This window comes from Wolbachia endosymbiont (group B) of Villa cingulata (assembly GCF_964028285.1).
Classification (GTDB): domain Bacteria; phylum Pseudomonadota; class Alphaproteobacteria; order Rickettsiales; family Anaplasmataceae; genus Wolbachia.
In genome coordinates this window covers 1,246,281-1,269,034 of record NZ_OZ034766.1, presented here as the reverse complement: position 1 = coordinate 1,269,034, position 22,754 = coordinate 1,246,281, and the positions used below count along the sequence as shown (strand labels likewise).

The following is a 22,754-nucleotide window of genomic DNA, read 5'->3' as shown; positions in this document are numbered from 1 at the left end:
GTAATAGTTTAGACTTAATCTGACAAGCGAATAGAGTAAGATAAAAATATAAACAAATTTTAAAGGAGTGTCAGATATGAGTACAACACAAGAAAAAATATTAAAACCAAAGTTAGGATTGCTAGAACTTGCAAAACAATTAGGGAATGTATCGCAGGCATGTAAAGTGATGGGATATTCGAGAGATACATTTTACCGATTCAAAGAACTATATGAAACAGGAGGAGAAGAGGGATTACATGAGATAAGTAAAAGTAAGCCATTATATGCAAATAGAGTATCAGAGAATATAGAAAAAGCAGTAGTTGAAATAGCAATAGAATTTCCAGCATATGGACAAGAAAGAGCAGCAAATGAACTGAAAAAGAGAGGAATTCTAATATCTGCTAGCGGGATAAGATCAATATGGCAAAGAAACGATCTTGAAAATTTTAAAAAGAGATTGAAAGCGCTGGAAGCGAAGGTAGTACAAGATGGTATAATTTTGACAGAGGAGCAAGTTACTGCTTTAGAAAAAGCTAAGGAACAAAAAGAGGCACATGGCGAAATTGAGACACAACACCCTGGATACTTAGGTAGTCAAGATACCTATTATGTAGGCAATATCAAATGTATTGGACGAATTTATCAACAAACTTTTATTGATACCTACTCTAGAGTGGCCTTCGCTAAGCTTTATACGGAGAAAACTGCCATAACAGCTGCAGATCTTCTCAATGATAGAGTTATACCATTTTTTGATGAACAGAAAGTTCCATTGCTACGCATTTTAACCGATAGAGGTACGGAGTATTGTGGCAAACCAGGGAATCATGCGTACCAGCTATATTTGGGAATAGAAAATATTGATCACTCTAGAACCAAAGCTTATTCTCCACAGACTAATGGTATATGTGAAAGGCTTCATAGAACTATGCAAGACGAATGTTACAATATTATCTTTAGGAAAAAGATTTATAGTACTTTGGAAGAGCTTCAGTTAGATGTTGATCATTGGTTGCATTCTTACAATAGAGCTAGACCTCATTCTGGTAAGTATTGCTACGGTAAGACTCCTATGCAGACCTTTTTTGACAGTATGCATATTGCTTACCAAAAAAATATTGATAACATTAAAGCAGATTCTGATATCGGTTTTGACTTCGTCGATTCTTCTGTCAGATAATTCATGCTTGTCAGATTAAGTCTAAACTATTACACTCATGTAGGTTCATGGATCTCCTGACTCTTTAATTTCCATGAATTCCCTTTGAAGTTGAATATTGAAAATTAACTGGAGAATTGTGAATTACTTTGTATATGTGATAACAAGCCATGGCGCTCTCAGCAAAGCCATTTAGTATCAATTTTAGTTTGCCTGGATAAGTAGCTATATCTCCGATTGCATATATTCTATCTCTACTGGTTCTAAGTGTAGCTGGGTCGACAGTTATGCGGCCATGTTCTAACTCTATACCCCAACTGTTTATTGGCCCAAGATTCATTGACAATCCAAAAAATGGCAGCAAAAAATCAGCGGATATTTCTTTTTCTTCCTTAGAGGCAATGTTTTTTACTATCACTGCGCTCAACTGTCCATTACCTCCTGCTAGTTCGTGTAATTGATATGGCACTACCAGTTCTATCTTTCCATTATTTTCAAGTGATTCTAATTTATTTCTAGTTTCAGGAGTGCAGCGAAATTCCTTTCTCCTATGTATCACATAAATTTTCTTTGCAACTTTAGAAAGTTCTACAGTCCAATCAGCCGCAGAATCCCCCCCTCCTGCAATGACTATAGTTTTGTCCTGAAAATCAGAAATTTTATTTACATTATAAAATACAGATTTATTTTCATATTCTAATATACCACTTAAGGGTGGACGGTTAGGTTCAAACATTCCGTTACCTGCAGCAATGATAACGGCTTTGCATTTTACCTCTGTACCTATGTTCGTTATGATAGTAAAGTTTTCACCTTCGTTATTTGAAATCTTTTCCACTTTTTGACTTAAATGGTAAACAGGCTCAAACGGTGAAGCTTGCTCCATTAGTCGCTCAATTAATTTTTGGGCAGTAATTACAGGATAACCAGGTATATCATATATTGGCTTTTCTGAGTAAAGAGCTGTGCATTGTCCTCCTGCTTGATCCAAAACATCTATTACATGACATCTCATATCAAGCATTCCCGCTTGAAAAGCAGTGAATATTCCAACAGGCCCTGCACCTATTATTACGATATCGGTTTCCATATTCAGATGGTGATCTATTTATAGATATTAGCTTTCTTTGCTAACAAGGTCAATTTACAAAGGGATGTATTTTTAAAAGATGTGGCTAGATTAGATAAGATTTCCAGCGTTATGAACCACATAGTCCAAATAAGCTCTAAAAATCAGCTATCATAGCGAGATGCTGTGCGGACGGAATGGGATTCGAACCCATGGTACGCTCATCACGTACGTCAGTTTTCAAGACTGGTGCCTTAAACCGCTCGGCCATCCGTCCATTTCTTTTCTATCACAATATTTGATTTGAAGCAATCTATAAAAGCTTTACTTGCCCACGCAAAAGTTGCTAAATATACTGTCCAATATTTCCTCAACGTTAATAATTCCAATCACTGCACCAAGTTCAAATGCAGCAAGCCTCAAGTCTTCAGATATCAACTCAATTGGATTATAGATATTAAAACGCTGTAAATGTTCCAGTGCTTTCTGCATGTGATTCCTATGTCTTTGCCGAGTAATCACAGGAGTGTCTCTATCATGCCCAAATTTTTCCTTTGCCTTCTCTTTTATGAGAGAGATCAATTTGTTTGTACCTATTCCCTTTAGAATAGAGATAGGTAGAAAATTTACACTGTCAATCAGTATACTTCTCTCATTAATTGCATTGTCAGCTTTACTTAATACATAGATAGTATCACTATTTATAGCATTATAATTGAGATTATAACGCTGCTCAAAAGGAAGTAGTTCTATTCTTAAGTCAGCTTCAAAGGATCTTTTTTTTGCTCGAGTTATACCTTCTAATTCTATTGGATCTGAACTCTCACGAATTCCAGCAGTATCAGAGAGAATGATTGGGTATCCACCAATGTCAATATGAGCTTCAAGTATATCTCTTGTTGTGCCTGCATATTCAGAAACAATAGCAATATCACGCTTGGCTAAGAAATTAAACAGAGTTGATTTACCGACATTTGGTTCACCAGTTATTACAATATGTAAACCCTCACGCAACCTTTCGCCCCGTCTATTATCATTTAAATGCTCTTGTATCAACTGCACGAGAGATTGCACTTCATTATTAATTTTTTCCAATTCACTTTTTTCTGCCCAAATGTCCTCTGGAAAGTCTATATATGCTTCGATTTTGGATTGTATCGTTATTAATCTTTGCCTCCAATTGCTGTATAGTCTCTCCAATTCTCCTGATATCTGCTTAATCGCTTGTTTAGCTTGCATTTTCGTCTCAGCATCAATTAAGTCTGCAATCCCTTCTATTTGCGTTAAGTCAAATTTACCATTTAGAAAAGCCCTAAGTGAGAATTCTCCAGGCCTGGCCATAACGAAAATTTTTGATAATTCCTCCAAGATGATTTTTATGACGGCCTTGCTTCCATGCACTTGTAACTCTATAACATCCTCGCCAGTGAAACTGTTTGGAGCAGGGAAATAGATGATTATTCCATTATCTATCAATTGACTGGAATCATCATATAGATCAACTAAAGTAGCAAATCTTGGTTTAATTTCTTTCTTAATATGAAAATGATTTAAAGCTTTAAGCGCGTAGTTGCCTGAAATTCTGATTACTGCAACTCCTGACTTACCAAATACGGTCGATAAAGCGAAAATAGTTTCATTTGTGTTTGTCATTATTGATATGAACTACTTAGCAATATTACACTTAAGAAACCAAAATACCTAAAAAGTCACCCAGGTGAAAATATTTATTTTGAAAACTGATAATATGATTTATAATGACTGACACAAGTTTTAAATATTTTATGCTCAAGAAATTAGCTTGGTACTGGTCTTTTGTAGAGTTAATTAAAGGGTTTGTTATTACATTAAAATATATGTTTAAACCAAAGGTTACTTTGAGGTATCCTATAGAGAAGGGCCCTTTAAGTCCAAGGTTTCGTGGTGAGCATGCGTTGCGTAGGTATCCAAATGGTGAAGAACGATGCATAGCTTGTAAGTTATGCGAAGTTATCTGCCCTGCTCAAGCAATAGTTATTGAAGCAGAGGAAAGAGAAGACGGTAGTCGCCGCACCACACGCTATGATATTGACATGACAAAATGCATATATTGCGGACTTTGCCAAGAAGCATGTCCAGTTGATGCAATTGTGGAGGGTCCTAACTTTGAATTTGCTACTGAAACAAGAGAGGAGCTAATGTACAATAAAGAAAAGCTATTGCGTAATGGTGAAGTTTGGGAAGAAGCAATTGCACTCAGGTTAAAAAAGAATAGGCCGTATTATTAACTAGGTATGTCAACAATTAAAATTTCTTACAGCAAGTATGTAATAGATCTCTTGTACAACTGTTATTTAACTGAAAGATCAGTAGCTCACCTTTTGGTGTCATTCCAGCGCGTGACGCTGGAATCTAGAAAAGAAAGAAACATGGATCCCAGTGTCAAGCACTGGGATGACAAAAGGTCTAATGAATGATAAAAGTTACCTTTTTATCCGAACAAAAAGTAAAAGAATACAGTGGTAGAGTCACTGGCTTTGATATATTACAACCGGATGCTTTGAGAGAAGCAATTGCCTTTAAGGTAAATGGTGAGTTGTATGATCTCTCACGTGAAATTGAATCTGATACAGAGATAGAGGTAATACAACTGAGTGACGAAGCGGGTTTAGATATAATAAGGCATGATGCTGCTCATATAATGGCGCAGGCAGTAAAAGAGCTCTTTCCTAATACTCAGATTACTATCGGGCCAACAATTCAAGATGGTTTCTACTATGATTTTGCTACAGATCGTGCCTTTACCACGGACGATCTTACTGCAATAGAAAAAAAAATGAAGGAAATTATAAAAAGTAACCACAGATTCGTCCGAGAAGTTTGGACTCGTAAGCAGGCAATTGATTTCTTTAGTGATATAGGTGAAAGATACAAGGTTGATATTGTCTCATCAATACCAGAAAACGAAAACCTAACTGTTTATAAACAAGGCAACTTTGTAGACCTATGTCGTGGTCCGCACTCACCATCAACTGGCAGAGTTAAAGCGTTTAAACTTATGAAAGTAGCAGGTGCATACTGGCGTGGCGATTCTAAGGGCCCAATGTTGCAAAGAATATATGGCACCGCGTGGAGAAATAAGGATGAATTAAATACTTATCTTAAACGTCTGGAGGAAGCAGAAAAACGCGACCACCGCAAAATTGCTAGGGATATGGACTTATTTCACATTCAAGAGGAAGCTGTTGGGCAGATTTTTTGGCATGAACAGGGATATACTTTATATGATGTTCTTGAGTCTTACATCAGAAAAAAGTTAATGAACAATGGCTACTTTGAGGTAAAAACACCTATTTTAGTAAGCAAAGAGCTGTGGGAAAAATCGGGACATTGGGATAAGTTTCGTGAAAATATGTTCATTATTGATGAATCTGAAAGTAAAAAGCTAGCAATAAAACCCATGAATTGCCCTTGTCATGTGCAGATTTTTAATTCTCACATCAGAAGCTATCGTGATTTACCGATACGTATGGCAGAGTTTGGCACATGCCATAGAAATGAAAGCTCAGGCTCATTGCACGGACTGATGCGAGTGCGTGGTTTTACGCAAGACGATGCACATATTTTTTGTATGGAAAAACAAGTGAATTCTGAAACTGTAAAGTTTTGTGACCTTTTAAAAGAAGTATATTCAGAACTTGGGTTCAATGAAATTTCTGTGAAATTTTCAGACCGTCCAGATACTAGATCAGGTAATGATGAAGTGTGGGATAGAGCTGAAAGAGCACTGCTTGAAGCAGTTAAAGAAGCAGGGCTTAGTTATGAACTTAATCCTGGTGAAGGTGCATTTTACGGGCCAAAGTTAGAGTTTGTTTTGAGAGATGCAATAGGAAGAAATTGGCAATGTGGAACATTACAAGTTGATTTTATTTTACCAGAACGTCTGGGAGCTTTTTATATAGGAGCAGACGGGCACAAGCATCACCCTGTCATGTTACATAGGGCAATTCTTGGAACTTTTGAGCGTTTTATTGGAATTTTAATAGAAAATTATGCAGGAAAATTTCCAGTTTGGCTTGCTCCAACACAGCTTGCTATTCTGACCATTACAAATGAGGCTGACGGTTATGCTACAGAAATCAGCAACGTTTTAAAAGAACAAGGTGTGAGAATCAAAACTGATTTGACCAATGAAAAAATTAGCTATAAGATACGTTTGCATAGTTCAAGTAAGGTACCTATATTATGGATCATGGGCAAAAATGAAGTTACAAATAAAACTGTGTCAGTGAGAAATTTAGGATCGGAAAAACAGGAGTCTTTTTCTTTGGAGAATGCTACTGAATTGCTGTTAAAAATTATTAATTTGAATTAATGGAGCTAAAATTTGCAAGTCAAAAAGAACAATAAAAACAGAATTAATGAACTCATCACAGCTAAGGAGGTACGCTTAGTTGATCATAGTGGTGAAATGGTCGGAATTGTTCCAATAGAACAAGCTTTGGAAGTTGCACAAAGTGTTAATTTAGACTTGGTAGAAATCGCACCTGATTCAACTCCTCCAGTATGTAAGATTCTGGACTATAGCAAACAAAAGTATGATATAAAAAAGAAGGCAAGTGAAGCAAAAAAGAAACAAAAAACATTAACTATAAAAGAAATTAAACTGGGTCCTAATATTGGTGATCACGACTACGAAACAAAATTGCGTCAAGCAAGGGATTTTCTTGTGCATGGACATAGAATTAAAGTCACAATGAGATTTAGAGGGAGAGAGCTTATAAACACTGAAGTTGGGCTGGAAAAATTAGAACGGCTAATTAGAGACGCTGAAGATATTGCAAAAGTAGAATTAGCACCTAAAAGGGAAGGAAATCAATATTCTTTAACTTTAGCTGCTAAGTAGTAAAATCATTTAAAAGTATAAGTTAAGTTACTATCCTCTCTTCAATTATATGACGAAAATGTCTGATTAATCCTTGAACTGGCCAAGCTGCAGCATCGCCAAGTGCACAAATTGTATGCCCTTCTATTTGAGTTGTAAGGTCAAGTAGCTTATCTACTTCACCAGGTTTAATATTTCCTGCTACCATTCTTCTCATAATTCTCCACATCCATCCAGTGCCTTCACGGCATGGTGTACATTGTCCGCAGGACTCATGCATATAGAAATGTGATAATCTTTCTATTGCAGCTATTATATCAGTTGATTTATCCATCACTATTACAGCAGCAGTACCAAGCCCTGATTGTGCAGCCCTTAATGAATCAAAATCCATTTCAATAGTATCACATATAGATTTTGGAATTAATGGGACTGAAGACCCACCAGGTATTACAGCAAGTAAATTATCCCAACCTCCTCTCACTCCACCTGCGTATTTTTCAATTAATTCACGCAGTGAAATTCCGAGCTCTTCTTCAACATTACATGGATTATTTACATGCCCTGAAATGCAAAAGACCTTAGTGCCAGTATTATTTGGTTTACCCAGAGATGCAAACCATTCTCCTCCGCGATTTAGAATATCTGAAACCATGGCTATAGTTTCAACGTTGTTTATTGTGGTTGGGTAGCCAAAAAGTCCAACACCCGCAGGGAATGGAGGTTTCATGCGAGGAAAGCCTTTTTTTCCTTCAATTGATTCAAGTTGAGCTGTTTCTTCTCCACATATATAAGCTCCTGCACCTCTGTGAATGAATACATCAAGATCATAACCTGATTTGCAGGCATTTTTTCCAATTAAGTTTTCTTTATAGGCTTCTTCAAGTGCCTTTTTTAGAACTAAATATTCATTATAAAATTCACCCCTGATATAAATATATGCAACTGATGCGCTGATCGCTCTGCCAGCTAGAAGAATTCCCTCAAGTAACTTATGTGGCTCATATCGTAATATATCTCTATCTTTACACGTACCAGGTTCTGACTCATCTGCATTGACTACTAAATACGCTTTTGAAGGATTTTTAGGCATAAAGCTCCACTTAAGGCCAGTAGAAAATCCTGCACCCCCTCGACCTCTCAAGCCAGATTTCTTTACTTCCTCAATGATTTTTTCTGATCCTAAATCCAGTAATTCCTTTGTTTTTTGCCAACTACCACGTTTTTTTGCACCCTCAAGTAGTGGTGTTTCTTTACCATTTAAGTTTGTGAATATTTTGTCCTGTTCTTTTAGCATGCTTTTAAGATTCTAAGTGATCCCGACGCGATTCGAACGCGTGACCCACTGATTAAAAGTCAGTTGCTCTACCGGCTGAGCTACGGGATCATTTTATTTTTCAGCTATACTAAACAGTAATATAGTTTTTATCTGTTTTAATCAAACTAAAATTTTCATGCGTGGTTAAATAAATTATATAATGTACTGTATTAGTGATAATTTAATTAAAAATTTTTGAAGGAAAACTTCTTGTTAATTAACAGATTTATTTGGCAAAGATGACATACAACTCTAAAAAGATAGAGAATTTTACATAACTGCAGAGTTTGCGCACTATTGAGTAATAGCATAACAAATAAATATTTCTTGCATTTCAGCGTGAGTGATTTATGCTTTAAGCAAGAATTGGGGGCATAGCTCAGCTGGTAGAGCATCTGTTTTGCACGCAGAAGGTCAGCGGTTCGATCCCGCTTGCCTCCACCAATCTATATTATCCCTAGGATACTATAAATCCTGTCAAAACAGCTTATTTTAATCTATTTTCCCAAAAATCCCTATTTCTTCTTATAACTTTTCCTAACACAAGTGATGTTTGTTATTATAATTCCAATACATGCCAACTTAGTAATAAATTAATCAATAAATGTTAGAATAGCTATAATTAAATTGGTTTGGTAATACCTATGAGTGGAGAAAAACATATTTTTAAGATTGTGCCTGGAGAATCTTTTAGTGATACTAACGATATTCCTATTTTTGAACAGTTTCAACAATCTTCCTACGGTACAGGGCAGAAAAAATATTCTGAATATAATCTTGCCAAAGTGAATTTTGAAGCGTTAGATGATGAAAGCGAAATAGAATTAAGTTTACCCTTGCAGATGTGCCAATTTGAAGGAGGTATTGTGCCATATAATGTTAAGACATTTACTGTAGAAATGTTGTGCCTGAAAGAAGATGGAAAAAAGCTAAACCTCTGTACAATTAAGCAAGAAAGATCTGTTGATAATAATTTTAATGATGATAGAAATTATTATAGAGTAGAATTAGATGAAGTACTATCTCTGGTAAAAGGCAAAAGTTACAAATTAAGTATATTTGATAAAGAGTCAGGTGAATGTTTAATAAAATCTAGAATTAAAACCGACTCTAGCTTCGATTTTGAATCGGCAAAAAAAAGTCTGAACGGTACAAACAACTTTTTTATTGCATTTAATATTGCAGATGATGAAATGCGTGTTCTTTACCCAAAATTTGAAGTAAGACCGGGAATAATACAGTATCCTTTCATTAGTGTCTGTGACCAAGCAAAAAATGTAATTGCTTCAATACCATGCCTTTCTCTTGCATACTTTAATGGCAGGTTGGTAAGCATAAAACCCGCATCGTTAGAAGGATCCTCATGTATTCTTATAGAACCAGTGGAATACCAATATATTACACTTGAAAATAGCGGTGATGATTATCAAATTTACTTGTCAGATTATCAAGGAAATATGATAGACAGAGATTCTGAAGAGCCTACTATTAGCCTCTTACACAGTGTAGTACTAAACAAGAGTATATCATATAATGATTATAGTAATTTGAAAGAAATAATATTGTCTAATGGATTGGAAGAAATGATGTCATCTAACACGTTTACTAAAATCTTTGCTCAGGGTCTAACAAGCAACCAACTCAAAACTCTTGCCAATACTTTTAATAATGAGCAATTACAAAAAATAATTCCTGAGCTGAGCTCAAACCAGTTGCAGGCTTTAGCAGAGAACTTAACAGACAACCAATTCCTAGCTTTAGTGGATCATCTAACCAATCATCAATTACAAGCCCTTACTCACACATTGGATTCAAAAAAGTTAGGAATAATAGTCCCCTTATTAAATAAGGATCAGGTTGCAAACTTAGTAAAAGACTTTAACCTAGATCAAGTAAAAGAAATTTTCCCTCACTTGAAAATGGATCAGTTTCAGGAAGTTATTAATACAATGAGCAATGATCAGTTTGTAGAATTAATAAAAGATGCAGATGAGAAAGCTTTCAACACTCTTTTACATGAAGCATTAAAAGATCGACTTTCAACTCTAGTAAAAATGTTAGAAGGAGATAAATTACATAATTTAATTAATAAGCTAGACCATGAGAAACTTGCAATAGTAGCTCGAGAGTTAACTGATGATTCTGATAAGATTCAGATGGTTGTTAAGTCTTTAGCTAACAACCCAGAAAAACTTAAAGCTTTTGCTCATAGTATGTCTCATGAGCAGTTTAAAGAACTTTTGGATAACGTAGATGTAAAAGATCTTAAAGATATTATTCACAAACTGCCTCATGAGAAAGTCATATCTGTGATTGGTGATCTTGGCAGTAAAGATCAGTCTAGTGCTATTATTGATGCATTGAAGGAGAAATTTAACGAGCAAAATGAAAAAATGAAAGACCTTATGAGTAAGGTTGAACGAATGCTTCCTGAGGAGAGTGAAGCAAATTGGAATGATGCACATCCATCAACTTACGTTCTTCAAGATGTTAATGCTGAGTTTGCAGTAACAGATCATTTATTGTGAACTTGGATATTGATAAATCAACAGTGTGCATGTGAAACTAAAAAATAATTTAAACTTTAATAATTTATGGAGGTAATTTATATGAGTGAGAACTCGCAAAACCTTTTACAAAGTGCTAATAATGAAGAACAACTTATAAGCGCTCTTGGTCTTATTAAACTTAAGACAGGTAGTGGTAAGGATATACAGGACTTTAAGAAAGCGGTTAGTGGTGATACTGTTAAAAAAGCATTTGATGAATTAGCTAATAATATTAATGAACAACTTATTAATAGGTTGAATAGTATGTTAAAAGAAGAGCAAGATAAAGTTGCAAGTTTGCAAGATATTATAGGCAACAAAAGTAAAGGGTTACAAAAAGATCTAGCAGATTTAACCGCTAAATTAAATGATATGTTACCTGAGGAGGCACCACCCTATTATGGCATGTTGTAAAGTATAAGAAAGTAACAGCCTCATACCAGTCTGTATATGCCATTTCAATAGGAGCTAACATGAGTAACAACAGTAAACAAGAAAGCGAAAATAACTTTGAAGCAATAAACCAAATGAGCGATTTCAACTTTGAAGAAATAGACAATATAGAAGTTAAAGTTAAGCCCACAAACTTTGAGGACATTGAAGATAAAATTGCAACAATTCATTACGTCTATCAAGTTATGGATAAGTTAATCTACGATTTAAATGAGAAGTTTGTTTCTAATTTGAATGTCTCACTTATGAAAAACATAGTACAACTTCGAAAAGAGTCTCTTGATACAAACCAACGCTTGGCCAAAGGTTTATCTCATTTGAATGAGTTAATTCAACAGGATGGATTTATTGATAATAATAAAAACTATAGAACATGGGCAGAAGAACTTGATCACCTAAGGGGAGAAGTTGAAGGATTAAAAGCAGCAATAATTGACCATAATAACGTAGAATGGGAAGCACCAACTCACTCTGATATATTATAGTAGTTAGGAAAGTATAGCTTTTCTTATAATAGTCCGAATGCGATAAGATATGTGTTGATGGCTATAGCAGGCCAGTAGCATATTACGATCTGTTCGGATTATTGTAAAAAGAGCTATAACAGCTTGCTAGCAGGCTGTTACTCTTTTCACATGCTATTTCAGTGTAGCTGAGTTGATTTTAAAATTTTACAGGAGTTAATATGAGTAATTACAGTGTAAAAGAAAGCGAAAGCAACTTTGAATTAATGAGCGAAATAGGCGGAGATAACCCTAGAGTAATAGACGACATAGAGGTCAAAATTAAGCCCAAATCTTTTGAGAGCAATAAAGGAAAGAATGCATCGGTCGATTACGTTCACACAATTCTAGATAAACTAATCGCAGATTTAAACGACACATTTATTTTTAAATTGAATGACGTGTTGAAAGGTCATCAAGATTATATGGATGAATTGTATGATAAAATTGACGAATTAAAAACAGGAACAATTGGTGGTGATAATATAGATGAATGGGAAGCACCAACTCACTCTGATATATTATAGTAGTTAGGAAAGTAACAGCTTGCTAGCAGGCTGTTACTCTCTCTACATATCGTTTCAATACAGCTGCATTAGGGAATCTATTTTAAAACTTTCGGCATATAGTTCTCATCATGTTTTGCAAACACCGTATCTGCAAGAAAGGTACTATTATCAAATATTTTACCTTGCACAACAACACCACTTTTTTCTGAAAACATTGGTGGAAGTATTCCCTGATATTTCACCATAATGCTCTTATTAAAATCTGTCATTTGAAAAATCACTTCGCTTTCGCTCCGTATCACGCTATTTTCAACAACCATTCCACCAACACGGATTGGCTTTTGATTATTTGGTAAAACTATTGCCTCACTTACTGTATAGAAAAATGAGATATTTTCTTTGAGCGTTGTTAAAATAAAAAAAACTGCACAACTTAAAAAGCAGAAAATTCCTGAAGTTATAAGTAATCGCTTATGTTTCTTCTTCATTGTTGCTTTTAAGACTTTCTAAGTTTTTTTTACTTTTTATATAGCAAGAAACGGTAAAAATCAAATTTCCACCAATCAGCATGAAACTAATAAGGTAAGCAAAAATTACATATGTATTCATAATGCACTGCCAATAAATAACTCACCTGCATCAAAATAAATTAAGCTTCCATCCTTTTGCTGCAACACCAATTTACCACTTTTATCTATATCAGCAAAAATTCCTTCATACAATTTGTCAGCTAACTTTACACTGATTTGCTCATTCATTTTGAATGCTTTTTTCAACCACATTTCTCTTATAGCATAAAACCCATCAAATAGCCATTGCTTTCTTAGCTTATTAAAGTTTATTATTAATTCTTTTAACAGATCCATGTGAGACACAGATTCACCGTAATTGCTAATGCACGTTGTGCCTGGCAGTGGCGCATGATTGACATTAATTCCAATTCCTATAATGAGCCAATTTGAATTGGATTTTTTTTCAAGCAATATTCCGCTTATTTTCTTGCCATCGATTAGAACATCATTTGGCCACTTATACTGGAGATTTAGACCATTTATAAATGACAGTATAGTATTTCCAACAGCAAGAGCAGTCACAAAAGTCAATTCTGTCAATTTGCTGACATCCTTTTCTTGGTTAATTATCAAACTCGCATAGAGATTACCCTCTGGAGAAATCCAGCTTTTTCCAGTGCGTCCCCTGCCTTCTGCTTGTTTATCGGCAATAATAATAGTTTCATTAGATATCCCTTTCTCAATTAAACCCAATGCTTCTTTATTAGTACTTGGAACTTCTTTGTAATGATAAATACGAAAACCTTCAAGGATCACCTTGTCAGCCCTTTAGTTTAATGAGTGAGTCAAGATCTTCTACATACAAGAAAAGAACGAGATTGATCAGTGAAACCACTGAAGTGATAATGAATAGACCACTAGAATAAGCAACCTTATTACCACTAGCTTTATCAAAATACATAACTTTCATGATATTTAAATAATAGTAGCATGATATCACACTCGCTATTACAAGAATCAAAGACAGGCTGATAAAGCCAGAATTTATTAAACTTTTGAATATAAAAAATTTAGCGATAAAACCTGCAAGTGGAGGTATTCCCGACATCGAGAGTAATAGTATAGAAAGATGGAATGCTAAAATTGGTTGCTTTTTTCCTATACCAGATAAATTTGCAATATCACAATCATCATCGTCAATTTGTACGAGATATGAGAATAGCCCTATGCTTGTGATGATATATATCACCAGATACATTAAGGCACTATCTGTTCCTGCTTGTGTAAAAATAGAAAGTGAAGCAAATATAAAACCAATGTGACCAATTGAACTGTAAGCAAACAGCCTTTTTAAGTTTTGCTGACGCAAGGCCCCAAAAGCTGAGATAAGCACAGACAATGCTGAAACGTATAAGAAAATAGGCTGAACATAACTTTTTACATTTACTAACTCTTCATTCATCAATCGAATTAAAAATGTTACAAGTGCAGCTTTTGGGGCCGTAGAAAAAAACGCAGTTACTATGGTAGGTGCACCTTGATAGACATCTGGAGCCCACATATGAAAAGGAGAAATAGCAAGCTTGAAACACAAACCAATAAGGATAAAAACTAACCCAAAAACTATTCCATAAGTTATCTGATGGTTTTGCAAGAATGAACCGAGCTCAGAGAAATTGACTTGTCCTGTATATCCATAAAGCAGCGACATTCCATATAGCATAATGCAGGAAGATAGTGCACTAAGTGTAAAATATTTCACTCCTGCTTCACATGAATAAGCTGAATCTTTATTAAAGCTCGCAAGAACATACAAAGATATACTCATCAACTCAAAAGCTAAGTAAAAAGAAATCAGACTATTTGCTGAAACTAAAGTTATCATGCCAAACAGTGCAAAAAGAATCAGTATTGAAAATTCATATTTATAGTCATATTTTGATAAATTCAGCATCAAAAGTATTAAAATTCCTGTGCTGAGAATTAACCCTTGGGCTGACCTGATATATAAATTGAGTTTTAACAACGAATTAAAGAGAAAAATTTCATTGTTTTCTGCCGAAATAATTAAAATAATCAAAGTTACCACTGTGCAGCCAAGTGCTAATAAGTTGATAGTTCGGCGGTTAAATATAATTCCAAGCAGTAGCAACACTAACGAGGAGATAATAGAGAACATTTCCGGCAATATCTGTATATAATTCATAGCGCATTATATTTGACTAACAAATTTGCCATACATGGCTTCAAATAATTCAGTGCAAGGGTTGGGTAGAATCCAAGCAAAATAACAAACACTGCAAGCAGAATTAAGACAGAAAATTCTATGCTATCCAAGCGATTATTTAATAATTTAGAATAGCTAACCCCCCATATTATTTGCTTACATAAATTCAGCATATAAACTGCGCTTAAAATAGTGCCAAGTGCGATAAATCCTGTAAAAAACCCTATGCTCTTAAACACCCCAATCATAGCCAAAAACTCACCTATGAACCCAGATGTTCCAGGTAGCCCTATTGAAGCCATTGAAAACAAAATGAACATAAAACCAAATTTTGGCATTGTGTTTACTATGCCAAAATATTTTGCAATCCCCAAAGTCCCAGTTCGAGTATATAGCATTCCAACACATAAAAATAAAGCAGCAGAAATAAGGCCATGACTAATCATTTGAAATATACTACCCAGTACTCCTTCCTCACAAAATGAAAAGAGGCCAGCGGTAACGATCCCCATATGTGCTATTGAAGAATAAGCTATTAACTTCTTTATATCATCTTGAGCAAACGCAACTAGCGAAGCATATATCACCGCAATAATGCTCAGCACAACAACGAAATTTGAAAAATACAAACTTGCCTGAGGAAGCATTGGAATAGAAAACCTTAAAAATCCATATCCCCCCATTTTAATAAGCAAGCCAGCTAAAATCACAGATCCAGAAGTTGGTGATTGCACATGTGCATCAGGAAGCCAAGTGTGAAATGGAAACATCGGTACTTTTATTGCAAAAGAAATAAAAAATGCAATCCACAGCAATGACTGCACTTCAAGATCAAGGTTTGGCACTAATGTAGCTAATTTTTGTATATTAAACGTCCCAAAAGTGCTATAGATGTACACCAATCCAAGTAGAAATAATAATGAGCCAGTTAATGTATAAAGAAATAACTTAAACGTTGCATATACCCTGTGTTTTCCTCCCCAAATGCCAATAATAAAGAACATTGGTATTAAAACAGCTTCAAAAAACACATAAAAGCTTATAGCATTCAGTGAAACGAAAAAACCGACTACAAAACTCTCAAGCAGTAGAAATAATACCATATATAGCCTAAGGGTTGTATAACTCATTTTGCAGTTGTAGAGTATACAAATTACAAACAAGAAAGTTGTAAGCAGAAGGAAAAGCAACGATATACCATCTATCCCTATTCCAACATTTCTAATTGGGTAGCTGACAAACTGAAAGTCCGCATCGTTATAATCAAATTCTATACAAGCTACAATGCTAAGCAAAAATGGAAGTACAGCAAAAAATAGAGCAAGGAATCTTAAGTGTATAGATTGATGATTAATCCTGATTAAGGATAAAATCAACGCTCCTATCAGTGGAAGCAAGAATATACTAAGTAACAACACCTTCTATTTAATTCCAATAATATATAAAGCACCGATTATTAAAGTAACAAACATAATAAATGCATAATCAAATATATAACCAGTTTGTAACTTTATAGAACTTTTTGAACATTCATTAACCAACCTTACAACACCATTTGGTCCAAATGAATCAATAGCCTTAACATCAAACTTCCATAGAAGCCTAGATATAAACCTTATCGGTGCAATTATAACAAACTCATACACCTCATCAAAGTACCATTTATTCTGCAAAAACTTAAGTAAAAATTTACTCTTAATTTGCCTAATTACTTGATATTGGTAAATTAGGTACGCAAGTGCTATTCCACTTAGGCTTGCTAAGGTTGGCAGTAGTTTTATAAAGAAATTATGAACTCCATGCTCATCAGTCATCACTAAACTTGATTTCCAAAACGCATTACTAGTTATGTTCAAAATATTTGCTCCCCATATTCCAGAAAATACTGATCCAAAAGCGAGTATCAGTAATGGTATAAGCATAATCTTTGGTGCCTCATGTATATTAATTTTACTTTGTTTTTGGCTGTGGAACACAAGAAGCAATAACCTCCAAGAGTAAAACGCTGTGAAGAATGCAACAACTAAGCTTATTACAAAAGCAAAGCTATCCGTGCTATAAGCATGTTCAATTATCAAATCCTTTGAGTAAAAACCTGCAAATGGAAATATTCCAGAAAGCGCAAGAGATCCAATCCACATGAGAGTATAAGTGCAAGGGATTTTCTTCCAGCAATTTCCCATTTTCTGAATGTTTTGCTCATGATGCATTGCATGAATCACATTGCCAGCACCAAGAAATAGTAGAGCTTTAAAAAAAGCGTGTGTCATTAAATGAAAAATAGCAACATTGTAAGCAGAAAGCCCACATGCCATGAACATATAACCAAGTTGACTGCAGGTTGAATAAGCAATTATTTTTTTTATATCGTTCTGAGTAATCGCAACCGTAGCTGCAAAGAAAGCAGTAAGTGCCCCAACAATAACTATTAATTCTCGTGCCACATTTGATAGCTCAAATAATGGAGAACATTTTGCTACTAAAAATATACCTGCTGTTACCATCGTTGCTGCGTGAATGAGTGCAGAAACAGGGGTTGGCCCTTCCATTGCATCTGGCAACCAAACATGTAAACCAAGCTGTGCAGATTTACCCATACAGCCAATAAAAAGTAATATGCATATTATATGAATTATTTTAAATTCACAGCAGAATGCCCTAATGTTCTGCGTGCCAAGAAGATCAGTTGTGTCAAAAACTTCAGTAAAATTCAAAGAGTGAAATGTATAATAAATAAGAAAGATTCCAATCAATAGTGCAAAGTCTCCTACCCTATTCACAACAAATGCTTTAATTGCTGCATTATTTGCAGAATATTTTTGGAACCAAAATCCTATGAGTAAATAAGAACACAGGCCAACCCCTTCCCAGCCAAAAAAAAGCTGCACGAAATTATCGCTTACAACCAGCACAATCATGCAAAACGTAAATAGCGATAGGTAAGAAAAAAACCTCGACTTCCCCTTATCATGCTCCATATAACCGATAGAGTAGAGATGTACTACCAGTGAAACGGTGGTAATAACAATAAGCATTAAGGATGAGAGAGCATCCACACTAATTGCCCAATTTACTTTTAATACACTTAATGAAAATAGAGGAAATAAACTCAAGTGATAATTTTCAGAGAAGGTGAGAAAAACATACCAAGATAAAACTGCAGATATTCCAATCCCTGCCGTTGTAACTAACTGACTTTTTCTAAAAAATGCTCCAAACAATGAACCAAAAAGTGGCAGAAATACTATTAATTTCAGTATATCCATCATACTTTCATTCTTTCATTAAATTTGCTTGTTCAACGTCTATATTGCCACGGCTTCTATAATATACAACCAATATTGCAAGCGCAACTCCTGACTCTGCTGCCGCAACAGTCAACACAAACATCACAAAAATTTGCCCAACTATATCATTCATAAAGGCAGAAAAAGCAACTAAATTGATGTTAATCGCCAGCAATAATATTTCTATTGATAACAGTATGTTGATTATGCTCTTACGGTTGATGAAAATACCACACACTCCAATAGTGAACAAAACAGCAGCAATTATCAAAAAGTGATTTAATCCTATTTCCATTCCACTCCTTTTCCAAATTTAGCCTTAATCAATTTTACAGATGAAGATTGTGTCAATTGCTTTAACACGTTCTGTTTTCTAACTCCTTTTTTCTTTTCCTGCAAAGTAAGAGCAATTGCACCAACAATTGCAACAAGCAGCAGAATACCAGAAAGATGAAAAGCGTACATGTAGTCAGTGTAGAGCAAATTACCGATAGCTTTCACATTATTGTTATTATAGTTTATAACATTGCTTATATTCGGTTCTGAACTGCGAATTACAAAGCTGATGATTAGAAAAAACACAACACATAATATAGCACCAAGAGTGAAATGCTTTGCAAAACCCTGATGCAATCTTATGTAGTCAATATCGAGCATCATAACTACAAAGAGGAATAACACTGCAACTGCACCGATGTATACTATCAGCACCATCATAGCAATGAATTCAGCTCCAAGGAGAATAAAAAGCACTGCAGAGTTAACAAAAGTGAAAATTAAAAATAACACTGCATGCACAGGATTCCTTACGCTAATTACACAAACAGCAGATAAGATGCTTAGAATTGCAAAAGAATAAAAGAAAAAAGGCATTGATACTTTAACTGCAACAATAGCTACTAACTTAAAGTAATTATTGCTGTAAAGTCAATATTATATTAAACGTTTGAAAACATTCTACTACAAGCTTCAGCTCCATTTTAAATAGAGCATTTTCTCAGTCACACAAACACTCTTGACAATTTTAATTTATTAATGTATAATATATGCATGTTAATAGTTAGTCATAGCTCAAAATGTATAACATATTTGGTTACTTCAAAACTTGTGATAAGCAAAGTGAAAAATTAAATAGAGAGAGTTATCAATATACCACAAGAGATTATTTGACAATTTACTTCAATAATACACTAGCCAGTTTAGGCAGATCATGGAGAGAATTTAAAGAAAAAGCATATGGTTTTATATATGATATTGGAGCTTGGTTGAAAGAAATATATGAGAATTTCACTGAACGACCTGAAATGCATAACTTCTATGTTTCAGAAAAACTTCCTATTAAAGCTGAGGAAATAAAGATGAAGGAACTGAATCGTAAGTCTAAGACATTTCAAACTCCACCTATTCATCAAACAAGCAGAAGTTTTGATGCCAATATCTCAAATCAAGTTGTTGTTACTCAGCATACACTTGAAGCTACCCCAACAAGATAGATCTACGCTTAAATATCTAGTACTTGAATGAGTTGAATGTTATGTTCAATAAGACCTTTACAATATTTGGATCATAGGTTTAACTTTATGAAGTTATAATCTATAGAGCTTCAATGAACGATTATCTCTCACTGTTAAATCCAGAACAGCAATTAGCTGTAACTAACATAAATGGGCCAGTTTTGATACTGGCAGGAGCCGGAACCGGAAAAACAAGAACGATCACTTCAAGAATAGCGCACATAATTAGGAACGGTCACGCTTACTCTGATGAAATATTAGCAGTTACATTTACAAATAAAGCAGCAAATGAGATGGTATCAAGGGTACTTGAGCTAACAGGCACAAACATACCATGGCTTGGCACTTTCCATGCAATTGCAGCAAAAATTTTACGTTATCATGCTGAAATTCTGGGCTTAAATTCCAATTTCACAATCATTGGTGTGGATGATCAATTACAGGTAATAAAAAATATTATTAATGAAATAAGCCCTGATTACCTATCAGAAAAATGTAAGACCATTATGAATATCATCCAGCAGTGGAAAGAGAAGTGTTTATTGCCGTCTGAAGTGGAAGATGTTCAATCATTTAGGCCAGTTTACGTAACTGCACTCAAAGTCTATTACCAGTATCAGGAAAGGTTAAAATTCCTTAACTCTGTCGATTTTGGTGACTTATTGTTATATAACATACAACTTTTTAATAAAAAGACCGAGGTTCTGTCCTACTACCAAAACAAGTTTAAGTATGTCATGGTAGATGAGTATCAAGATACAAATGCAATACAATATCTTTGGCTAAAATACCTTGCAAAAGAGCATTCAAATATTTGCTGTGTAGGAGATGATGACCAGTCGATATACAGTTGGCGTGGTGCAGAAGTTGAAAATATTTTGAAATTTTCCGATGATTTTAAAAATGCAAAAACCGTTAAACTGGAGTGTAACTACAGGTCAACATCCCACATAATTGCAACTGCATCATATGTGATCAATCACAATAAGACTCGCTTAGAAAAAAAATTGTGGACAACAAACATTGAAGGCGAAAAGGTAAATCTAATCAAATTGTGGGACGGAAAGGCTGAAGCAAGGTTCATAAGCGAACAGATATTAAAACTCAATAAATACAGATTTAGTGATATTGCAGTGCTCGTCAGGGCTACTTTTCAAACTAGAGTTCTCGAAGAGTATTTTATAAAATATTCAATTCCCTACAAGATTGTAAGTGGCGTAAAATTCTACGAACGTCAAGAAGTAAGGGATATAATTGCATATTTAAGGCTTGTTACAAATAATAATGATGACCTCGCTTTTGAAAGGATCGTAAATCGGCCAAAAAGAAGCATAGGAGCTACAACTCTAAAGAAAATATACATGACTGCTCAGGATAACAAAATTTCTTTTTTTGAGGCAGCAAAAATATTAGTTAATAGTGATCAAGTAACCGAAAGAATAAAACTCTCACTAAATGATTTTTTAAATAAAATTAAAGCTTGGGAAGAAATAGTGAGCGTAAAACCGCTGCATGAATTCGTTAAAATCGTAGCAAATCAATCAGGATATATGGAAATGCTTGAGAATGAAGGAGTGATGGATTTAGCGCGAATAGAAAATGTTAAAGAGCTCATTGCATCTTTGAAGAATTTTGACAGCGCTATAACCTTCTTGGAGTACATTAGTTTGGTGATGGAAGTGGATAATATGAATAGCGATGACAATGTATATGTTATGACTCTTCATGCGGCTAAAGGGCTTGAATTCCCGTGCGTGTTTTTACCTGGTTGGGAAGAAGGATTATTTCCTCATCAAAGATCTTTTGAAGATAAAAGTGGTAAAGCTTTGGAAGAAGAGAGAAGACTTGCATATGTTGGCATAACCAGAGCCAAAGAAAGGTTAGTCATTTCATGTGCAGATAGGAGGGAAATTAATAATCAGTGGCAACCAATGCGCACTTCTCGATTTATTAAAGAACTGCCAAGAGAAAATGTTGAGGTGATCAAGAATAGCGCCTACTGTTGAAGCTATAACTGCAGTTCTTGCGACAAACACATCTAAATTACTTCAATTATATATTTCTCCTGACAAAAATTCTCTGATGGTCTTAAATAAAATTTTCAGTGAATAATTATCAGACATGTTGTGTTTTGCTGATTTTATTAAGTGTACTTCAACGTCTGTTGATTTGATTTTTTTAGCTAAATTTAATGAAACTTGATAAGGAACATCTTGATCATTAATGCTATGCAGCAAGCGCACAGGACAGTTTACATCTATTGTTTTTTTATTTAAAAGAAGATTCTTTCTACCGTCTTCGATCAGATTTTTAGTTATTTTGTATGCACAATGCTCCGAAGTAAAATCTATTACACCTTTAGAGCTTAGCTCTTCTTTTTGCTTGTCTGACAATTGCTTGAATATTAAATCTTCAGTGAAGTCAGGAGCAGATGATATGCCGATTAATGCTGCAATTTTTTCTGGAAATTGAAGAGCAGTGAGCAGCATCAGCCATCCTCCCATACTTGAACCTATAATTATTTGTTTATTGCTAGTTAATTCACTTATCACTTTAGCACAATTTTTTTGCCAATCACTTATTGTATAATCAGCAAAATCACCACTTGAATTACCATGGCCAAAATAATCAAAGAGCACAAGTGCTATATCATTTTCTTGGCAAAATTTGTAAACGGCAGTTGCTTTAGTTCCATCCATATTGGATGCAAAACCACTAAGAAAAACTATAGAAGCCTTCTTTCCTTGTAGCTTTCGATATGCTATATGGCCATTACTTCCATCGAGTAATTTACAATAATTCATA

The 22,754-nt window shown here is 34.6% G+C and carries 22 protein-coding genes and 3 tRNA genes; 11 read left to right on the top strand and 14 right to left on the bottom strand.

Features of this window, described 5'->3' with window-relative positions:
- Positions 1-76: 76 nt before the first annotated feature.
- Positions 77-1,165 (top strand): IS481 family transposase, encoded by a 1,089-nt coding sequence (locus tag ABWU52_RS06550; RefSeq protein WP_353276176.1) that lies wholly within the window; start codon positions 77-79, stop codon positions 1,163-1,165.
- 64 nt (positions 1,166-1,229) lie between these two features.
- Here ABWU52_RS06550 and ABWU52_RS06545 read toward each other — a convergent pair whose 3' ends face one another.
- From ABWU52_RS06545 to mnmE, 3 genes are all read right to left on the bottom strand, one after another.
- Positions 1,230-2,234 carry an NAD(P)/FAD-dependent oxidoreductase gene (locus ABWU52_RS06545; protein ID WP_353276707.1) on the bottom strand — a complete coding sequence of 335 codons (1,005 nt, stop codon included), beginning with the start codon at positions 2,232-2,234 and terminating at the stop codon, positions 1,230-1,232.
- A gap of 168 nt (positions 2,235-2,402) precedes the next feature.
- Positions 2,403-2,490, bottom strand: a tRNA-Ser gene (locus tag ABWU52_RS06540).
- A gap of 47 nt (positions 2,491-2,537) precedes the next feature.
- A complete protein-coding gene (gene mnmE, locus ABWU52_RS06535) occupies positions 2,538-3,866 on the bottom strand; it encodes a tRNA uridine-5-carboxymethylaminomethyl(34) synthesis GTPase MnmE (protein ID WP_353276705.1) in 1,329 nt (442 codons plus the stop codon).
- A 131-nt stretch (positions 3,867-3,997) separates the two neighbouring features.
- Here mnmE and nuoI point away from each other — a divergent pair, with 131 nt between their 5' ends.
- The 3 genes from nuoI to infC all read left to right on the top strand — a co-directional run bounded on the left by nuoI (position 3,998) and on the right by infC (position 7,098).
- Complete coding sequence (gene nuoI / locus ABWU52_RS06530) at positions 3,998-4,480, top strand: NADH-quinone oxidoreductase subunit NuoI (protein WP_353277755.1); 483 nt, start codon at positions 3,998-4,000, stop codon at positions 4,478-4,480.
- A gap of 185 nt (positions 4,481-4,665) precedes the next feature.
- Positions 4,666-6,567: a threonine--tRNA ligase gene (thrS, locus tag ABWU52_RS06525; protein ID WP_353276703.1), complete on the top strand. Its 1,902-nt coding sequence runs from the start codon at positions 4,666-4,668 to the stop codon at positions 6,565-6,567.
- Positions 6,568-6,579: 12 nt separating this feature from the next.
- Positions 6,580-7,098, top strand: a complete 519-nt coding sequence (infC, locus tag ABWU52_RS06520; protein ID WP_108784434.1) for a translation initiation factor IF-3 — start codon at positions 6,580-6,582, stop codon at positions 7,096-7,098.
- Between the two features lie 22 nt (positions 7,099-7,120).
- Here infC and nuoF read toward each other — a convergent pair whose 3' ends face one another.
- Both nuoF and ABWU52_RS06510 read right to left on the bottom strand, forming a co-directional pair.
- Positions 7,121-8,374 (bottom strand): NADH-quinone oxidoreductase subunit NuoF, encoded by a 1,254-nt coding sequence (gene nuoF, locus ABWU52_RS06515; RefSeq protein WP_353276701.1) that lies wholly within the window; start codon positions 8,372-8,374, stop codon positions 7,121-7,123.
- A gap of 17 nt (positions 8,375-8,391) precedes the next feature.
- Positions 8,392-8,464 (bottom strand) — tRNA-Lys (locus ABWU52_RS06510).
- A 299-nt stretch (positions 8,465-8,763) separates the two neighbouring features.
- On the opposite strand from ABWU52_RS06510, the gene ABWU52_RS06505 reads away from it, so the two are divergent.
- The 5 genes from ABWU52_RS06505 (at position 8,764) to ABWU52_RS06485 (ending at position 12,427) form a co-directional block, all read left to right on the top strand.
- Positions 8,764-8,839: transfer RNA gene (locus ABWU52_RS06505), tRNA-Ala, on the top strand.
- Positions 8,840-9,039: 200 nt separating this feature from the next.
- On the top strand, positions 9,040-10,923 hold the full coding sequence (locus tag ABWU52_RS06500) for a magnesium transporter MgtE N-terminal domain-containing protein (RefSeq protein ID WP_353276699.1): 1,884 nt from the start codon (positions 9,040-9,042) through the stop codon (positions 10,921-10,923).
- 81 nt (positions 10,924-11,004) lie between these two features.
- Positions 11,005-11,358, top strand: coding sequence for a hypothetical protein (locus tag ABWU52_RS06495; protein WP_353276697.1), 354 nt, complete (start codon positions 11,005-11,007; stop codon positions 11,356-11,358).
- A 59-nt stretch (positions 11,359-11,417) separates the two neighbouring features.
- Positions 11,418-11,882, top strand: a complete 465-nt coding sequence (locus ABWU52_RS06490; RefSeq protein ID WP_211907603.1) for a hypothetical protein — start codon at positions 11,418-11,420, stop codon at positions 11,880-11,882.
- A 200-nt stretch (positions 11,883-12,082) separates the two neighbouring features.
- Positions 12,083-12,427, top strand: coding sequence for a hypothetical protein (locus tag ABWU52_RS06485; RefSeq protein WP_353276695.1), 345 nt, complete (start codon positions 12,083-12,085; stop codon positions 12,425-12,427).
- A 77-nt stretch (positions 12,428-12,504) separates the two neighbouring features.
- On the opposite strand, the gene ccmE is transcribed toward ABWU52_RS06485, so the two are convergent.
- The 8 genes from ccmE to ABWU52_RS06445 are packed head-to-tail and all read right to left on the bottom strand — an operon-like array spanning position 12,505 to position 19,308.
- A complete protein-coding gene (gene ccmE / locus ABWU52_RS06480; protein WP_353276694.1) occupies positions 12,505-12,897 on the bottom strand; it encodes a cytochrome c maturation protein CcmE in 393 nt (130 codons plus the stop codon).
- The gene (locus ABWU52_RS06475) at positions 12,881-13,018 is read right to left on the bottom strand and encodes a hypothetical protein (protein ID WP_353276692.1); all 138 of its coding nucleotides are present in this window, start codon (positions 13,016-13,018) and stop codon (positions 12,881-12,883) included. The genes ccmE and ABWU52_RS06475 overlap by 17 nt, the downstream gene beginning before the upstream one ends.
- On the bottom strand, positions 13,015-13,737 hold the full coding sequence (locus tag ABWU52_RS06470; RefSeq protein ID WP_353276690.1) for a biotin--[acetyl-CoA-carboxylase] ligase: 723 nt from the start codon (positions 13,735-13,737) through the stop codon (positions 13,015-13,017). Before ABWU52_RS06470 ends, ABWU52_RS06475 begins: the two co-directional genes overlap by 4 nt.
- Before the next feature lie 4 nt (positions 13,738-13,741).
- Positions 13,742-15,127 (bottom strand): NADH-quinone oxidoreductase subunit N, encoded by a 1,386-nt coding sequence (locus ABWU52_RS06465; protein ID WP_353276688.1) that lies wholly within the window; start codon positions 15,125-15,127, stop codon positions 13,742-13,744.
- Entirely contained in the window at positions 15,124-16,566 is a 1,443-nt protein-coding gene (locus tag ABWU52_RS06460) for a NuoM family protein (protein WP_353276686.1), read from the bottom strand. The genes ABWU52_RS06465 and ABWU52_RS06460 overlap by 4 nt, the downstream gene beginning before the upstream one ends.
- Before the next feature lie 3 nt (positions 16,567-16,569).
- A complete protein-coding gene (gene nuoL / locus ABWU52_RS06455; RefSeq protein ID WP_353276684.1) occupies positions 16,570-18,417 on the bottom strand; it encodes an NADH-quinone oxidoreductase subunit L in 1,848 nt (615 codons plus the stop codon).
- Between the two features lie 4 nt (positions 18,418-18,421).
- Positions 18,422-18,730 (bottom strand): NADH-quinone oxidoreductase subunit NuoK, encoded by a 309-nt coding sequence (gene nuoK / locus ABWU52_RS06450; protein ID WP_264686775.1) that lies wholly within the window; start codon positions 18,728-18,730, stop codon positions 18,422-18,424.
- Complete coding sequence (locus ABWU52_RS06445; protein WP_264682695.1) at positions 18,721-19,308, bottom strand: NADH-quinone oxidoreductase subunit J; 588 nt, start codon at positions 19,306-19,308, stop codon at positions 18,721-18,723. Before ABWU52_RS06445 ends, nuoK begins: the two co-directional genes overlap by 10 nt.
- 203 nt (positions 19,309-19,511) lie before the next feature.
- Between ABWU52_RS06445 and ABWU52_RS06440 the strand changes: the two genes are divergently transcribed.
- Together ABWU52_RS06440 and ABWU52_RS06435 are read left to right on the top strand one after the other, a co-directional pair.
- Positions 19,512-19,928: a hypothetical protein gene (locus tag ABWU52_RS06440; RefSeq protein ID WP_353276681.1), complete on the top strand. Its 417-nt coding sequence runs from the start codon at positions 19,512-19,514 to the stop codon at positions 19,926-19,928.
- A 113-nt stretch (positions 19,929-20,041) separates the two neighbouring features.
- Positions 20,042-21,955, top strand: coding sequence for an ATP-dependent helicase (locus ABWU52_RS06435; RefSeq protein ID WP_353276680.1), 1,914 nt, complete (start codon positions 20,042-20,044; stop codon positions 21,953-21,955).
- A gap of 42 nt (positions 21,956-21,997) precedes the next feature.
- Here ABWU52_RS06435 and ABWU52_RS06430 read toward each other — a convergent pair whose 3' ends face one another.
- Complete coding sequence (locus ABWU52_RS06430) at positions 21,998-22,753, bottom strand: alpha/beta hydrolase (RefSeq protein ID WP_250120012.1); 756 nt, start codon at positions 22,751-22,753, stop codon at positions 21,998-22,000.
- Position 22,754: the final 1 nt, after the last annotated feature.

Bases quoted from the DNA above. Each gene is read 5' to 3' on its own strand.
- ABWU52_RS06500 (WP_353276699.1), top strand. From the start codon at position 9,040: ATGAGTGGAGAAAAACATATTTTTAAGATTGTGCCTGGAGAATCTTTT.
- ABWU52_RS06550 (WP_353276176.1), top strand. From the start codon at position 77: ATGAGTACAACACAAGAAAAAATATTAAAACCAAAGTTAGGATTGCTA.
- thrS (WP_353276703.1), top strand. From the start codon at position 4,666: ATGATAAAAGTTACCTTTTTATCCGAACAAAAAGTAAAAGAATACAGT.
- ABWU52_RS06435 (WP_353276680.1), top strand. From the start codon at position 20,042: ATGAACGATTATCTCTCACTGTTAAATCCAGAACAGCAATTAGCTGTA.
- nuoL (WP_353276684.1), bottom strand. From the start codon at position 18,417: ATGATGGATATACTGAAATTAATAGTATTTCTGCCACTTTTTGGTTCA.
- ABWU52_RS06485 (WP_353276695.1), top strand. From the start codon at position 12,083: ATGAGTAATTACAGTGTAAAAGAAAGCGAAAGCAACTTTGAATTAATG.
- mnmE (WP_353276705.1), bottom strand. From the start codon at position 3,866: ATGACAAACACAAATGAAACTATTTTCGCTTTATCGACCGTATTTGGT.
- ABWU52_RS06430 (WP_250120012.1), bottom strand. From the start codon at position 22,753: ATGAATTATTGTAAATTACTCGATGGAAGTAATGGCCATATAGCATAT.
- ABWU52_RS06490 (WP_211907603.1), top strand. From the start codon at position 11,418: ATGAGTAACAACAGTAAACAAGAAAGCGAAAATAACTTTGAAGCAATA.
- ABWU52_RS06495 (WP_353276697.1), top strand. From the start codon at position 11,005: ATGAGTGAGAACTCGCAAAACCTTTTACAAAGTGCTAATAATGAAGAA.
- ABWU52_RS06445 (WP_264682695.1), bottom strand. From the start codon at position 19,308: ATGCCTTTTTTCTTTTATTCTTTTGCAATTCTAAGCATCTTATCTGCT.
- ABWU52_RS06465 (WP_353276688.1), bottom strand. From the start codon at position 15,127: ATGAATTATATACAGATATTGCCGGAAATGTTCTCTATTATCTCCTCG.
- nuoI (WP_353277755.1), top strand. From the start codon at position 3,998: ATGCTCAAGAAATTAGCTTGGTACTGGTCTTTTGTAGAGTTAATTAAA.
- ABWU52_RS06475 (WP_353276692.1), bottom strand. From the start codon at position 13,018: ATGAATACATATGTAATTTTTGCTTACCTTATTAGTTTCATGCTGATT.
- ABWU52_RS06545 (WP_353276707.1), bottom strand. From the start codon at position 2,234: ATGGAAACCGATATCGTAATAATAGGTGCAGGGCCTGTTGGAATATTC.
- ccmE (WP_353276694.1), bottom strand. From the start codon at position 12,897: ATGAAGAAGAAACATAAGCGATTACTTATAACTTCAGGAATTTTCTGC.
- ABWU52_RS06440 (WP_353276681.1), top strand. From the start codon at position 19,512: ATGTATAACATATTTGGTTACTTCAAAACTTGTGATAAGCAAAGTGAA.
- nuoK (WP_264686775.1), bottom strand. From the start codon at position 18,730: ATGGAAATAGGATTAAATCACTTTTTGATAATTGCTGCTGTTTTGTTC.
- nuoF (WP_353276701.1), bottom strand. From the start codon at position 8,374: ATGCTAAAAGAACAGGACAAAATATTCACAAACTTAAATGGTAAAGAA.